The organism is Bradyrhizobium sp. USDA 4532, from assembly GCF_024171315.1.
GTDB lineage: Bacteria > Pseudomonadota > Alphaproteobacteria > Rhizobiales > Xanthobacteraceae > Bradyrhizobium > Bradyrhizobium australafricanum.
The window spans coordinates 286793-301664 of the sequence record NZ_JALJZN010000001.1 but is presented as its reverse complement, the minus strand read 5'-3'; the positions used below and the strand labels follow the sequence as shown (position 1 = coordinate 301664).

Genomic DNA, 14872 nt, shown 5'->3' with positions numbered 1-14872 from the left:
GCAACGCTCCTGGCTCAGCCCCCGTTCGGCGCTTACGGGCAGAGGCGGACATCAACCTACCGACAATCGCTGATGAATCCGTCGAGAATAGCCCAATGCGGACATTGCCCGCTTTCGCCTGTGTTCCGCGACACGCCGGCGCGACGCCGGGCGATTGATCTGGATCAAGATGTGGGCGTGAAGGCGACCTTTACCTGACGCGATACGCTGGTCGCTACAGAGTCTACCATGAAGCTGTTGAAAGAGCCTTTGCTTCATTTCTTGATCGCAGGCGCTGCCTTGTTCGGCGCTTATGCCTGGATGAATCGCGCGCCGGAAGATCCGAACGCGGGCCAAACCCCGTCCCTCCAGGTCGGCGCTGGCGATATCGAGTGGCTGGCACAAAACTGGACCACTCAGTGGCGGCGTCAGCCAACACCGGAAGAGCTGCGCGGGCTGGTCACGGACTACACCGATGAACTGCTGCTCGCACGCGAGGCGCGCTCCCTGGGACTCGAAGATAACGACGTGATCGTCCGGCGACGCCTGGCGCAGAAACTGACCTTTCTTGTTGAGGATACCGCACGCCGGGCCGAACCATCGGATACCGAATTGCAGCAGTTCTACGCCGGGCATGCCCAGCTCTTCCGCAGCGATGCACGCATCTCGTTCACGCAGGTCTATTTCAGCCCGCAGCAACGCGCCAACGCGCAGTCGGACGCCACCTCAACATTGCAGCGGCTACGCGACGACGGCGCGCTCTCGACGGCAGCCTTGGGCGACCGCTTGTTGCTCGAAGCTGATTTCCGCGACGAGACCGAGCAGTCTGTGTCCGCGGCTTTCGGCGGCGCCTTTGCACGGGCGGTGTTCTCGCTTGAGCCCGGTGTCTGGAGCGGCCCGATCGAATCAGGGTACGGCCAGCACCTGGTGCGCGTTTCGACCCGGCAAGAAGGCCAATTACGTCCATTTGCCGATCTGCGCGAGCAGGTCGTCGAGGCGTGGAGAAGCGAGGAGGAGAGAACGGCGAAGGAACTGTATCTCGCGGGACTGCGCAAGAAATACCGTCTTGTCGTCGATGACGCCTTAAAGCCGCTGATGGTGCCGATCGCGGCCGCCTCCTCGAGGCAGCCGTGACAGCGCGCCGCTCACGCAAGCTTCGCTCCTGGGCGCACCACTCCGTCAAGCTCGCCATGATCGCGATTTTTGCGGCTTGGGGCCTTGCGTGGCTGACGCCCTGTTCGGCCCATGAGGTTCGTCCCTCCTATCTTGAAGTGCGCGAAGAGCGGCCCGGTGAATTCGACGTCCTGTTCAAGACGCCGATGCGCGGGCAGCTTCGCTTGGCGCTCACGGCGACTTTCTCCGGCAGCGCAGAAGACCTCACGCCCATGACGAGGCGTGCTGCCGTCGATGCCGCCGTGCAAACGTGGCGCTTTCGCGCGCTCGTTCCGTTGCGTGGACAGACGGTGCGCATCGATGGACTGCAAAACACCATGACAGACGCCCTGGTGCGCATGGTCTTCCTTGACGGAACCAACTGGGTGCGGCGGCTCACTCCGCAAGAGCCGGCAGCAATGATACCCCTGCAGCAGACCGGTTGGTCGGTCGCCGGCGTCTATCTCAGGCTGGGTGTTGAGCACATCCTGTTCGGTATCGACCACCTGTTGTTCGTGCTGGCGCTGCTGATCCTCACCCGCGGGACCTGGCTGCTGGTGAAGACGGTAACCGCATTCACGGTCGCGCACAGCATCACGCTGGCACTGGCGACGCTCGGCTATGTGCATGTGCCGGCTGCTCCGGTCGAGGCGGTGATTGCCTTGAGCATCGTGTTTGTGGCCGGTGAGATCGTGCATTTGCAGCAGGGGCGTGAAGGCCTGGCGGCAAGAGCGCCGTGGTTGGTCGCGTTCACTTTTGGCCTGTTGCACGGATTCGGCTTTGCCGGCGCGCTGCGCGAGGTAGGGCTGCCGGAAGGACACGTGCCGCTGGCGCTCCTGTTCTTCAACATCGGGGTGGAGATCGGCCAGCTGCTGTTCATCGCAGCGACGGTGTGCCTCTCCTTTTGGTTTCTGCGTTTTCACAGATCGAGAATCCGCTGGGCAAGCGTCGCGACGTCTTATGCCATCGGGAGTCTTGCCATGTTTTGGGTAATCGAGCGTATCGCTGCATTTGACGTGGCTCATCGATTTTGGGGAGGAAACACATGAAACGAACGGTGTTGCAGATCGTTACCGGGTTGAGTGCCGCCTGTTTCATCTCGCCAACATTCGCCCAGGACGTTGGCGCGCCGGAAAAGGATCAGCTCGAACAATCCCTGCAGAAGCCCGCCTATTCGCCTTACGTGAATCGCGAGTTTCCCACGCGACCGTTCTTTGGCGACACGCACCTGCATACTTCGTTTTCGATGGATGCCGGCGCATTCGGCGCCCGGCTCGACCCGAAGGACGCCTATCGCTTTGCCCGCGGCGAACAAGTCACTTCGAACACGGGCCAGCCGGTGAAGCTTTCCCGGCCGCTTGATTGGCTTGCGGTGACAGATCATTCCGACAACATGGGCTTCTTCCCGGACCTGTTCGCGGGTAAGCCTGATCTTCTCGCCGACCCGACCGGTCGCAAATGGTACGACATGATCAAGTCTGGCCAGGGCGCCGAGGCCGCGATCGATATCATCGTTCAGTTTTCGCACGGTACGTTTCCGAAGGACCTGATGTACTTCCCGGGAACGCGTGCCTATCGGGGCGCGTGGCAGAAGACCATCGAGGCTGCTGAACAGTTCAACGATCCCGGCCGCTTTACCAGCTTCATCGCCTACGAATGGACCTCGAATACCGGCGGCAACAACCTCCATCGCAACGTGATCTACCGCGACAACGGTGACAAGGCGAGCCAGGTCGAGCCGTTCACCGTGTATCCGCCCTACGGCAGCGACAATCCGGCCGACCTGTGGAAATGGATGCAAGGCTACGAAGCCAAGACCGGCGGCAGCGTACTGGCGATTGCCCACAACGGCAATTTGAGCAACGGAACGATGTTTCCCGTGGTCGAGGCTTTCGGCAAGGCCCTCGACCGCGACTATGCGGAGCAACGCGCCAAGTGGGAGCGGCTCTACGAGGCCACACAGACCAAGGGCACCGGCGAGTCTCATCCGTATTTGTCGCCGAACGACGAGTTCGCTGCGTTCGAAATCTGGGACAAGGGCAACCTCGACGGCAGTGTTGCCAAGAAGAAGGAAATGCTTGAGTTCGAGTATGTACGTTCAGCCTACAAGAACGGCCTCAAGCTCGAGCAGCGCCTCGGCATCAACCCCTACAAGTTCGGCCTCGTCAGCGGCAGCGATGCGCACACCGCCCTCTCCGCGATGGAGGAGAACAACTTCTTCGGCAAGACCGTTCCGCAAGAGCCGAGCCCGCACCGGATGGGCGCTACCTTCATCGATAACAAGACGACCGGCGTGAAGGTCATGGATTGGGAGGTCGGCTCCTCCGGCTATGCCGCCGTGTGGGCTAATGAGAACACCCGCACGTCCATTTGGGATGCCATGCAACGTAAGGAGACCTACTCCACCACCGGCACCCGCGTGATCGTGCGCTTCTTCGGGGGCTGGGATTTCGTGCCCCAGGACGCGGACAATCGCCTGCCGGCCCAGGTCGGCTACAGCAAGGGCGTGCCCATGGGCGGCGACCTGCGCGCAGCGCCGCAGGGAAAGGTACCGACGTTTCTGGTCGCCGCGCTGAAGGACCCGATCGGCGCCAACCTTGATCGTTACCAGATCATCAAGGGCTGGCTCGAAAAGGACGGCAGCGTGAGCGAAAAGGTTTTTGATGTCGTCTGGTCGGGAGATCGCAAGCCCGGCAACGATGGCAAGCTGCCATCAGTTGGCGATACGGTAGACGTAGCGAATGCCACGTGGACCAACACGATCGGCGCGCCCGAGCTCATCACGGTGTGGAAAGATCCCGAATTCGACCCAAGTCGGCCGGCCTTCTACTACGGCCGGGTGATCGAGATTCCGACGCCGCGCTGGACCGCCTACGACGCGAAACGCTACGGCGTCACGCCGTTGCCCGGCACCGCCATGAAGGTCACCGAGCGAGCCTTTACGTCACCCATCTGGTACACGCCGGCGAAGTAGTGCCGGGGCTGAAACGGAGGGCTTCATGCGAAAGCACCGGATTGCCGCAGTTTTCGTGCTCGGCTGGTGCGCTGCCTGGGCGCCGTCCCAAGCCCCGGCTTGCGGTTACCACGATGACGTCACGCTCGCGCGCGGCATGCTGAATTGGACCTACCCCGACGCGCTGCATGTCCTGGGCGCAATGGCACAGGCGGTGAGCGAGCGGCGGCTTCCGCCCCCGGCGCGTACGCCCGATCTTTGGGCCTATCACCGCACCGTGCGATCGCTCGAACAGTTGGGAGAGCAGCTGCGGATACCGGCGGGTGAGAACGCGCCGATGGCTTTTGCGCTGCTGTTGATAGAGCCGATGTTATGGACTCGCTTCACGCCAGAGGGCGGCGACCTGCATGCGGAAGTTCATGTCTCTGCACCGCCTGTCGGCGAACTCGTCCTCATCAGTGGCGAGGACGTGGTTCGGGAGATAGCCAACCATCGCTTGTCGGTAAGCGACGCCTACCGACACGGCCTCATCCGCCTCTACGGCACGGAAACCGAGGTGTCGCGCTTTCTGCAGTTCTATTGCCGGTGTGCATAAATGCGTTGGGTCAAGTCCAGCAGCAGTCTTGATCCTGCGCTGAACAAAGCGTTGATTTTCGCCGCCATAACCGAAAACAGTAACCGGCCTTGCCCTGGTAATCGTTCCGTCACTCGTCGGACATTTGCTGTTCGGTGAAGACCTTTCTGGTATTGCCATTCCGATCGGGCGACTGACCGGTATTGCCCTTATCGCGCTAGGCATTGCTTGCTGGCCCGGTCCGCCGCTAATCGGCATGTCTTCAGCACGGCACCGGTGGCAGCGTCACCGCTATTGCTATTTCGTGAATCTGGGCCTTGTGGATGTCGGCGGCGTTGGCGCCGCGGGCTGAAGATTGAACGTCAGCCAGACGTTCCAGCCTGCTGGCCGATTTTCATTGGCGAATTCGCCATAGCCCTTCAGGTTCAGGTATCCCTGCATGTCTCCGACCGGGAAAATGTAGCCGACCTGCGGGCCGACACCGGCCACGCGCGACCGGAAGCAGCCGACGCGATCGCCGGAGCCGCTGTCGCAGCCGAGCTGCTGATAGAAGTAACCGACGAGGCCGACCTGCCACTGCTTGGTCAGGAACTGCGATGCGCCCCAGTCGAGGTGCATGTCGACGCCGCTTTGATATTGGGTGGAGGGGTTGACGAAGTTGTAGGTGAATCCCAGCACCGTCGAAAATTCATGCCCGGTCTTTGGATCGAAATAGGTGTAGCCGCCGCCCGCGTCGACCGCCCAGTGCCCAATCCCCAAATTCGCCAGGCGGCCCGACTGATAGGCGCCGACCGGAAGGTCGGCGGTGACGTACGTCATGTAATTGTTGACACCGGCATTCCAGCGCAGCGCGAACTGCGGGATCAGGTCGCCGAATGCAATGAGCGAGCTGTCGATGCTGTCAAACCGGGAGAAGGGGAACGTGCCGCCGCCCGGTGCCGTCAATGTCCCAACGAGCGATCCCGCCAGCGACGTGGAGTTGGAGCCGTAGGTCGCCAACAGGCTGGCAGAAGCCTGACCGCCCAGCACGGGTGTTGCAAAGGTGTAGGTCCCGGCCACAAGGCCAAGGTTCACATTCGCATTGACGTTCGCGTTGACGTTGGCCGTCAGATTCGCGGGAAAGCGACCAAGCGTGATTTCGCGCGACCGCGCCACGTCGCCGCCGGCGGAAACAGAGGTGTGATAATAAACCGTGCTCACCGACCAGCCCGGCGCCTGCTGGGGAACAGCCGCGAGGCTGCCAAAAAATCCGGGTATCCAAAAGCTGATGCCATTTTCATCGGCCCGAGCCGCTTGGGTGGAAAGCGCCAGCAAAGCGGCAAGCGCCCCAACACTCAAATGCCACTGCGAAAAAAATCTGCGTCCCAAATTCGGTTTAAAGCGCCGCATCGCCGATTCCCCGACTCTCGCGATCCCACCATTGCTCCGGCGGGGTAGAAACTCGGAAAGAATAAGCTGACGCCGCCGTTCGTCCACGCGAATTCGGCACACTTGAGTTCAGCCGGAGGTTTATTGGAAGGTTGTGTCTATGACGCCACAACCTTGGCACTTTTTGCATAGTCATCAGGACTCTCCACAAGGAACGGGCGGCCTGGCTCAATTGATCTAGATCAATGGGAGAAGGTTGTGCCGCTGCGAACGTGCCACCGCCTCAGATGTTCGATTGTCATGTTGACTAACTAAGGTGTTAAGCCGCGCTCCTCCCCGGCAGAATCGACGCTAGGAAGCTGCCGAGAGATTCCGGGGGGCGACGCTCGTAATTTTGAAACTCGTTCACTGCGAGTAGCCCATGCACGACGTTGGCGTTGCGGCAGGCGTACCTTTGTCGGATGGGCCCAGTGAGGGGGGTATGATCTGGATTCCGGGCGGCACGTTCCGCATGGGCTCCGACAGCCACTATGCCGAAGAGGCGCCGGTCCATCGCGTCTCGGTGAGCGGCTTCTGGATGGACCGGACGCCGGTCACCAATCGCGAATTTCGCAAGTTCGTCAACGCAACCGGCTACGTGACGTCAGCGGAGACGCGGCCTGACGCCAGGGACTATCCAGGCGCACTGCCGCACATGCTCAAGGCAGGCTCGCTGGTTTTCACGCCACCGAAGCGTCCGGTCGATTTGCGCGACTGGTCGCAATGGTGGAATTTCAAATTTGGCGCCAACTGGCGCCGGCCATATGGCCCCCGCAGTTCGATCAGCGGCCTCGACGATCATCCCGTGGTCCACATTGCCTATCGCGATGCCGAGGCCTACGCGACATGGGCTGGCAAGGACTTGCCGACCGAAGCCGAATGGGAGTTTGCCGCGCGCGGCGGCCTCGACGGCGCCGAGTTCGCCTGGGGCGACGAGCTGATGCCCGGCGGCAGGCCAATGGCGAATACCTGGCAAGGTGTTTTTCCATACCAGAATCTTGGCGACGATGGTCACGCACGCACCTCGCCGGTGATGGCGTTCCCACCGAATGGCTACGGCCTTCATGACATGATCGGCAACGTCTGGGAGTGGACCACCGATTGGTGGTCCACCAGGCATGCGCCCGACGCGGCCAAGGCGTGCTGCGTTCCTAAGGATCCACGCGGCGGGCGAGAGCAAGACAGCCACGATCCGTCTCTGCCCAGGATCAAGATTCCCCGCAAGGTTCTCAAAGGCGGCTCGCATCTCTGCGCGCCGAACTACTGCCGTCGCTATCGCCCGGCTGCGCGCCATGCGGAAGCGGTGGATACGTCCACGAGCCATGTTGGCTTTCGATGCATCATAAGGAGCAAGTGATGAACGACGACAAGGATAACGCCTCACGCGATATGAGCCGTCGAAATGTTTTGCTCGCGACGACAAGCCTGGCGGCGGCATCCGCATTAGGCGCCGCCGCATCGGTCGAAAAGGCGCTGGCCCAAGCGCAGCAGGCACCGAGCGGCCAGCGGCCCAATATCGTCGTCATCATGGGGGACGATATCGGCATCTGGAATATCGGTGCTTACCATCGTGGCATGATGGCCGGCCGGACGCCGAACCTCGACAAGATCGCCGCAGAAGGCATGCTGTTTACCGATTATTACGCCGAAGCGAGCTGCACCGCAGGCCGCGCCAACTTCATTACCGGCGAGCTGCCGATCCGCACCGGCATGACAACGGTCGGCCAGGCCGGCGCCCCCACAGGCTTGCCGGCGGAGGCTGTGACCATTGCCACCGCGCTCAAGGGCATGGGCTATGCCACCGGCCAATTCGGCAAGAACCACCTTGGCGACAAGAACGAATTTCTGCCGACCGTGCACGGCTTCGACGAGTTCTTCGGCTATTTGTATCACCTCGACGCGATGGAAGATCCGGCTCACCCTGCCTATCCGCAGGAGCTGTTGAACAAGGTCGGCCCGCGCAACATGATCCATTCATGGGCGACCAATGTGGACGACGCCACCGTGGATCCCCGCTGGGGCAAGGTCGGCAAGCAGAGGATTGAAGACGCCGGAACGCTCTATCCCAAGCGGATGGAAACGGTGGACGATGAAATTCGAGACTTTGCGTTGAGTTTCATTGAAAAGGCCAAGGCCGATAACAAGCCGTTCTTCTTGTGGCTCAATCCGACCCGCATGCACATCGTCACGCATTTGTCGCCGAAGTACGAGGCGATGCGCAACTCCAAGAACGGCTGGTCGATTCATGAAGCCGGCATGGCGCAGCTCGACGACGATGTCGGCCTCGTCATGAAAAAACTCAAGGACATGGGCGTGGATGACAACACCATTGTTATCTTCACCACGGATAACGGCACCGAGGTCTTCACTTGGCCGGATGGCGGACAGACACCCTTCGCGCAGAGCAAAGGTACGGTCATGGAAGGCGGCTTCCGCGCGCCGGCGATGATCCGCTGGCCGGGCAAGGTGCCGGCGGGCAAGGTCGAGAACGGAATCATCTCCGGTCTGGACTGGTTCCCGACCTTGCTGGCGGCTGCCGGCAATCCGAACATTGCCGAGGAACTGAAGAAGGGCAAGCAAATCGGGGATCGCACCTACAAGTGCCATCTGGATGGCTATAATCAGATGGACATGATCACCGGCAAGGGGCCGTCGAATCGACACGAAATCTGGTACTTCGGCGAGAGCGAACTGGGGGCCGTGCGCATCGACGACTACAAGTATCGCTTCATCGACCAGCCCGGGGGTTGGCTGGGCGAAAAAGCCAAGGTTGACGTGCCCTACCTGATCAACCTCCGCCTGGATCCGTTCGAGCGAACGGGCTGGCCCGATAGCGGGACCAAATACGGCGCCCAACAATATTTCGACTGGTTCAAATATGAATTCTGGCGCTTCGTGTTCGTTCAACAGGAGGTCGAGAAGCTGGCCATGACCGCAATCGAGTTTCCGCCGATGCAGAAGGGCGCGAGCTTCAACCTCGATTCGGTGAAGGCGAAAATCGAGGCCGCCAGGACGGCAATGGCAAAATGAGATTCATGATCGTGTTGGGCGGCGTCCATGCCGCCCAACACCGTCTCCTCCGGCCTTTCGGCCGGCGTTCGACCAGGCAACTTGACACGTGGGGCAACTCAGGGACATTCTTCTAATATTCCGAAATTGCGCACGAAGATGCCGTTGAGGACGCGGCGGTCATTCGCTCGTCGCACGCCGCGCGGCTTGTTGGGCAGCATCGGCTCGGCAGTCCGGCTCAATCAGGCGCTGACCGACGGCGATTGGTCGCTATGCCCCCGAAAGCGGATGCATTGTGTTCACATCGAGTTCTTCGGCTTCTGACCAAAGCGGTCGCGAGACCCGGTTTTGGCCCGAAGTACCAAGGGGCCCTCCGTTGATCTAGATCAAGGGAACAAAGCGGCGCTTCCATTTCGATCCCGCAATGGTTGTACAGCGTCGGGTGAGCGGGGTGACACCTCTCCGTACCACACGTTAGCGGAGGCGTCCGAAAGCCCAAGCGCGTAACAGAAGGAGAGGCATCGATGAATCGTCGTCAGCTTTTTCTTTCCACCGCAAAGGGCGCGCTTGCGTCGGCACTCGGTTGGTCCTGGCTTCGCGAGTCGGCGCAGGCTCAGGAAGTGCTGCCGCTTCCGCAGCCGCCATTCAAGGGAAAAATCGGCACCACCTATAAGGACTCGTTTCCAGACAAGATACCGATCATTAGTGCACCAAGCGGCGCGCCGAACGTCCTGCTCGTTCTGATCGACGATTGCGGCTTCGGACAATGGGGGACTTTCGGCGGCCAAATCCCCACCCCGAACCTGGACCGGCTCGCAAAGGCCGGATTGCGCTACACGCGCTTCCATACCACGGCGCTATGTTCTCCAACGCGGGCCGCGCTGCTCACGGGCCGTAATCATCATTCCGCCGCAACAGGCAACATCACCGAATTGGGCGACGGCTACCCCGGCTACAGCGGACAAATTCCAAACAGCGCCGCCATGGTGGCCGAGCCGTTGCGCCAGCATGGCTACAGCACAGCCTGGTTCGGCAAGAACCACAACGTTCCGGATTGGGAGACCAGTGTGTCGGGCCCCTATGACCGCTGGCCAACCCGGCAGGGATTTGATCACTTCTACGGTTTCTTGGGGGGCGAAGCGAACCAGTGGACGCCGGCGCTCTATCGCGACAATACGCCCATCGAGATGGAGGTCCCGAGCGGCCGGAAAGCCGATTACACCCTGAATGAAGCCCTCGCCGACGAGGTGATCAGTCACATCAACAAGCAAAAGTCGGTGACACCGGACCGGCCATTCTTCATCTATTACGCGCCCGGTGCCACGCACGCGCCTCATCACGTGCCGAAGGAATGGATCGACAAGTTCAAGGGACAGTTCGATCAGGGGTGGGACAGATATAGGGAAGAAACATTCCAGCGGCAATTGGGCCTCGACGTCATCCCTGCCGACACCAAGCTGACCCCGCGGCCGGCGGAGATTCCTGCCTGGGATTCCCTTTCCGCTGATCAGAAGCGCATCGCCTCGCGGCTGATGGAGACCTTCGCCGCCTACACGGCCCAAACCGACTTTCATGTTGGGCGCGTCCTCGATGCTCTGGAAGCAGTCGGCCAAACGGACAACACGCTGATCTTTTGGGAGATTGGCGACAACGGCTCCTCGATGGAAGGTACCCTCAATGGCACCTTTAACGAGATGGTCGGCGTTAACGGTCAGCAGGAGGACCCGAGCTATATCCTGGCGCATCTCGACGAGATCGGCGGTCCCAAGTCCTACAATCATTTTCCCGTGGGATGGGCGTGGGCGATGGACACACCGTTCCAATGGGGCAAGCAGGTCGCCTCGCATTTCGGCGGTACGCGCAATCCGCTCGTCATCTCATGGCCCAACAGAATCAAGGACAAAGGCGGCATTCGCACTCAATTCCATCACGCGATCGACATCGTTCCAACGATCCTGGAGGCTGCTCAGATCGAGCAGCCGTCGTCGGTCAACGGCGTTGCCCAAAAGCCGATCGAAGGCGTCAGCATGGTTTACACCTTCGACAACCCGAAGGCCGAAGAGCAGCGTCGCGTTCAATATTTCGAGATGTTCGGCAACCGTGCGATCTACAGCGACGGATGGGTTGCGTGCGTCCGCCATGGACGGCTGCCTTGGCAAAACATCGGCTCGTATGATTTCGCCAACGACAAGTGGGAGCTTTACCGAATTGAGAGCGACTTCAGCGAGGCCAACGACTTGGCGGCTCAGGAGCCCAAGCGTCTGCGCGACATGCAGGACCTGTTCTGGGTCGAGGCAGCAAAGTACGAGGTGCTCCCGCTGGACGACCGGTTCATCGAGCGCGCCGACCCGAGCTTGCGTCCGAGCCTGATCGCGGGCCGCACCGATTTCACCTATTACCCCGGCGCCACGCGGATTCCCGAAAGCTCATCGCCCAACGTAAAAAATCGCTCGCACAGCATCACGGCGTATGTCGATGTCCCGCAAGCAGGCGGTGATGGCGTGTTGGTCGCGGCCGGCGGCCTCGTTGCCGGCTACGCTCTCTACGTCAAGGACGGTAAGCCAACGTACGAATACAACTGGTTTTCCCTGCAGCGCTACAAAATCACGAGTTCGGAGAAGCTCGCACCCGGCCCCGCAACCATTCGCGTGGATTTCAAGTACGACGGCGGTGGGGTTGGAAAGGGTGGCGCGGTCACGCTTTTTGTCAACGACAAGAAGGTCGGAGAAGGTCGGGTCGAAAAGAGTGTCTTGGGCCGGTTCTCGGCCGATGAAACTTTCGACATCGGGTTGGATACGGGATCGGCGGTCAGCGATGATTACGCGTCGCCAAATCCCTATACCGGCAAACTCCGAAAAGTGGAGATTCACCTCGCCCCGGTGAACCACACCGAAAACGACATCAAAACGATCCGCAAAGCGGAGTTGGCTGCTCGGTCAGCCATCGAATAGGGATCGATGAGATCGAAGCGAAAGTCAGGAGGTTTGTTGGGTCGCGGTCCATGTCGGCTTGTGGCCCCCCTCCTCGAACCTCCGGCGAGGTCCGCCTTCTCGCGGCTGTCGGGGTGAGAACGGACATCAAGCGTCCCTCATCCAGCTCCGATTTGTGAGTACACGGTCCACCTGATTGGTCAGGTGCCACCATCGAGGCAAAGCCGCGGGCAAAAGAATGCGGCCAAAGCGATGTTCGGCTAGAGGCGATTCCGTTGCGGCTGCATCCGACGCACCTCGCGCTCGATACTGGCGGCGACCAGCGGCGCCTTGTCGGCGGCGATGGGCGGGGAAAACACGAAGCCCTGCACCAAATCGCAATCGAGCCCGCCGAGCACGTCCAATTCGGCGGACAATTCGGCGCCCTCCGCCACGACCGTCATGCCGAGCCCGTGCGACAGGGCGATGATGCCGCCGAGCAGCTTGCGCTTCTCCGGCGCGCTGGAAATGCCATCCACGAAGGCCCGGTCCACTTTCAGGCAGTCGAACGGCAGGCGCGTCAGATAGCCGAGCGAGGAATAGCCCGAGCCAAAATCGTCCAGCGCCAGCCGGGCGCCCAAGCCGGACAGCGCCGTGAGCGTGCGACTGATCCGTTGCTCGGTATGATCCACGAACAGGCTTTCGGTCAGCTCCAGGCAGAGCAGCTCCGCCGGAAAGCCAGTCTCCGCCAGGATGGCCGAGACCGCGGTCTCGAAATCCACGCTCCAGATCTGCGCCGGCGAGACATTGACCGAGATGGAGCGCGGCGGCAGCGCGGCATCCAGCCAGGCGCGGCCCTGCCGGCAGGCCTCGCGCAGCACCCACAGGCCGAGGTCGACGATGAGGCCGGAGCTTTCGGCGATCGGAATGAACTCCGCCGGCGAGATCGGCCCGCGCTCGGGATGGGTCCAGCGCAGCAGCGCCTCGAAACCGGTGACGCGGCCGGTCTTCAGATCGACCTGCGGCTGGTAATGGGCCTCGAGGGCGCCGGCCTCCACGGCGTGACGCAGATGGCGGCCGAGATCGAGCCTTTCATCGACCGCCTGCGCGTAGACCGGCTCGAACAGTTGCGCCCGGCCGCGCCCGGCCTCCTTGGCCATGTAGAGCGCGAGGTCCGCGTTGCGCACGGCGGTCTCCGCGGTCGCGCCGTGCTCCGGCAGGCGGGCGATGCCGATGGTGGCGCCGACCGAGGCCTCGCCCTCGGCGAGATCGACAGGGCCGGACAGTTTGCCGACGAGCCGGTCGGCAAGCCCGGTCAGCGCGGCGTCGGACGTGTCGCATCCTTCCGCCAGCACGGCGAATTCGTCGCCGCCGAGCCGGGCGATGAAGGCGCGCGGCCCCAAGTCCTCCCGCAACGCAGCCGCCACCTTGATCAGCAATTCGTCACCGGCGGCATGGCCGAGGGAATCATTGACCTCCTTGAAGCGATCGAGGTCTATGAGCAGCAGCGCACCGGTCCGGCCTCCCCGGGCGCAACCTTCGGTCAGGGCGGCGAGCTGGCGCGTGAACAGCGCGCGATTGGCAAGGCCGGTCAACGGATCGCTGTAGGCGAGCTGCTCGAGCTGGCGCTCGGCTTCCTTGCGCTCGGTGACGTCCTGCACGGTACCGATGATGCCGATGACCTTGTCGTGGGCAACCTCCGCCTTGCAGATCACAGCCAGATCGCGGGGCATGCCGTCCGCGTGCAGGATGCGCAGGTCGGTGGCCTCGGTCCGGCGGGTGCGCAGCACCCGTTTCTGCACGTCCAGGAAGCGGTCGGCGTCGCCGTCCAGGAAATAAGGTCCCATGTTCTCGTCGGTCGGCTCGAACGTGTCGGGCAGGCCGAGAAGCTGGTAGAGCTCGGGCGCCCAGATCGTGCGGCCGCTGTCCAGCCGAAAGCTCCAGGTGCCGATCTTGCCGAGGCGGTGGGCCTCCTCCAGCGCCCGCGTGCGCTGGTCGAGCAGCGCCTTGGCCGCCCTGAGCTGGGTGATGTCGCTGGAGGTGCCGCGATAGCCGAGAAAGCTGCCGTCATCGGCGAAGATCGGCTTGCCGCTGGTGCAGATACTGACGCGCGAGCCGTCCTTGCCGATCAGCGTATAGGTGAAGTCGCGAAAAGGGCGATGGGCCTCCATATCGGCCCGGTGCCGCGCCATCGCCTCGCCGTCCTCGGGCGCATAAGTCAGCTCCCAGCGCGCCTTCCTGCCAGCGGCCACCATCTGGAACGCCGCATTGCCGGCAAGCGATTTGGGATAGGGCAGCAGCCGATGCTCGGCGTCGCTCTCCCAGCACCAGTCCGAGGCGGTCGAGACAAAATCGGCCAGCCGTTGCTCGCTCTCCGCCAGGCGCCGCAGCGCGGAGGTCTCCTCCGTGATGTCGCGGACGATGCCGGACACGCGTCGAACCTGGCCGTCCGCGTCGAATTCCGGCTCGCCATGCACCACGCAGTCGAGCAGGCTGCCATCGAAACTGCGGAGTCTCGCGCGCACCGCATAGGGCCGCCCCTCCGCCCAGCAAGCCGCGTAATGCGCCTCCAGGAGCTTCCGGCTTTCGGGCAAATAGCGCTCGCGCACCGTGGCGATGGGGATGTAGCCGTCGGCGGTGTCGAATTCGTAGAAGGCGGCGAGCTCGGGCGATATCCAGAGATCGGTCGCGGCGGCACTCTGCGACTCCCAGTAGCCCATGCGGGCCAACCGGATCGCACAGCGCAGCGATCGCTCCTCATGCCAGCGGCGACGCGCTTCCCGGGTCGGGGCCTGCCCTTGCGACAATTTGCGAGCGGCCATCGGTCCCCAACTCAACGCTAGCGTACGCAGCTAACAGGCTAGCATAGAGCGTCACAACCTTGGAGCG

At 62.1% G+C, this 14872-nt stretch carries 9 protein-coding genes; 7 read left to right on the top strand and 2 right to left on the bottom strand.

Annotated features, from left to right (window positions below; genetic code table 11):
- The first annotated feature begins 228 nt into the window (after positions 1-228).
- From J2R76_RS01270 to J2R76_RS01255, 4 genes are read left to right on the top strand one after another with little or no spacing between them, the layout of a single operon-like run.
- A complete protein-coding gene (locus tag J2R76_RS01270; RefSeq protein ID WP_076825693.1) occupies positions 229-1113 on the top strand; it encodes a peptidyl-prolyl cis-trans isomerase in 885 nt (294 codons plus the stop codon).
- Entirely contained in the window at positions 1110-2180 is a 1071-nt protein-coding gene (locus J2R76_RS01265) for a HupE/UreJ family protein (RefSeq protein WP_307720380.1), read from the top strand. The genes J2R76_RS01270 and J2R76_RS01265 overlap by 4 nt, the downstream gene beginning before the upstream one ends.
- Positions 2177-4105 carry a DUF3604 domain-containing protein gene (locus tag J2R76_RS01260; RefSeq protein WP_076825695.1) on the top strand — a complete coding sequence of 643 codons (1929 nt, stop codon included), beginning with the start codon at positions 2177-2179 and terminating at the stop codon, positions 4103-4105. The genes J2R76_RS01265 and J2R76_RS01260 overlap by 4 nt, the downstream gene beginning before the upstream one ends.
- 25 nt (positions 4106-4130) lie before the next feature.
- A complete protein-coding gene (locus tag J2R76_RS01255) occupies positions 4131-4679 on the top strand; it encodes a hypothetical protein (protein WP_253623678.1) in 549 nt (182 codons plus the stop codon).
- Positions 4680-4955: 276 nt separating this feature from the next.
- Here J2R76_RS01255 and J2R76_RS01250 read toward each other — a convergent pair whose 3' ends face one another.
- Entirely contained in the window at positions 4956-6047 is a 1092-nt protein-coding gene (locus J2R76_RS01250; RefSeq protein ID WP_253623677.1) for a transporter, read from the bottom strand.
- Between the two features lie 460 nt (positions 6048-6507).
- Between J2R76_RS01250 and J2R76_RS01245 the strand changes: the two genes are divergently transcribed.
- The 3 genes from J2R76_RS01245 (at position 6508) to J2R76_RS01235 (ending at position 12025) form a co-directional block, all read left to right on the top strand.
- Complete coding sequence (locus J2R76_RS01245) at positions 6508-7422, top strand: formylglycine-generating enzyme family protein (RefSeq protein WP_375166474.1); 915 nt, start codon at positions 6508-6510, stop codon at positions 7420-7422.
- Positions 7423-7454: 32 nt separating this feature from the next.
- On the top strand, positions 7455-9095 hold the full coding sequence (locus tag J2R76_RS01240) for an arylsulfatase (protein ID WP_371852107.1): 1641 nt from the start codon (positions 7455-7457) through the stop codon (positions 9093-9095).
- Between the two features lie 503 nt (positions 9096-9598).
- Positions 9599-12025 (top strand): arylsulfatase, encoded by a 2427-nt coding sequence (locus tag J2R76_RS01235; protein ID WP_253623675.1) that lies wholly within the window; start codon positions 9599-9601, stop codon positions 12023-12025.
- A gap of 239 nt (positions 12026-12264) precedes the next feature.
- Here J2R76_RS01235 and J2R76_RS01230 read toward each other — a convergent pair whose 3' ends face one another.
- Positions 12265-14805: a bifunctional diguanylate cyclase/phosphodiesterase gene (locus J2R76_RS01230; RefSeq protein WP_253623674.1), complete on the bottom strand. Its 2541-nt coding sequence runs from the start codon at positions 14803-14805 to the stop codon at positions 12265-12267.
- Between the last annotated feature and the right edge of the window lie 67 nt (positions 14806-14872).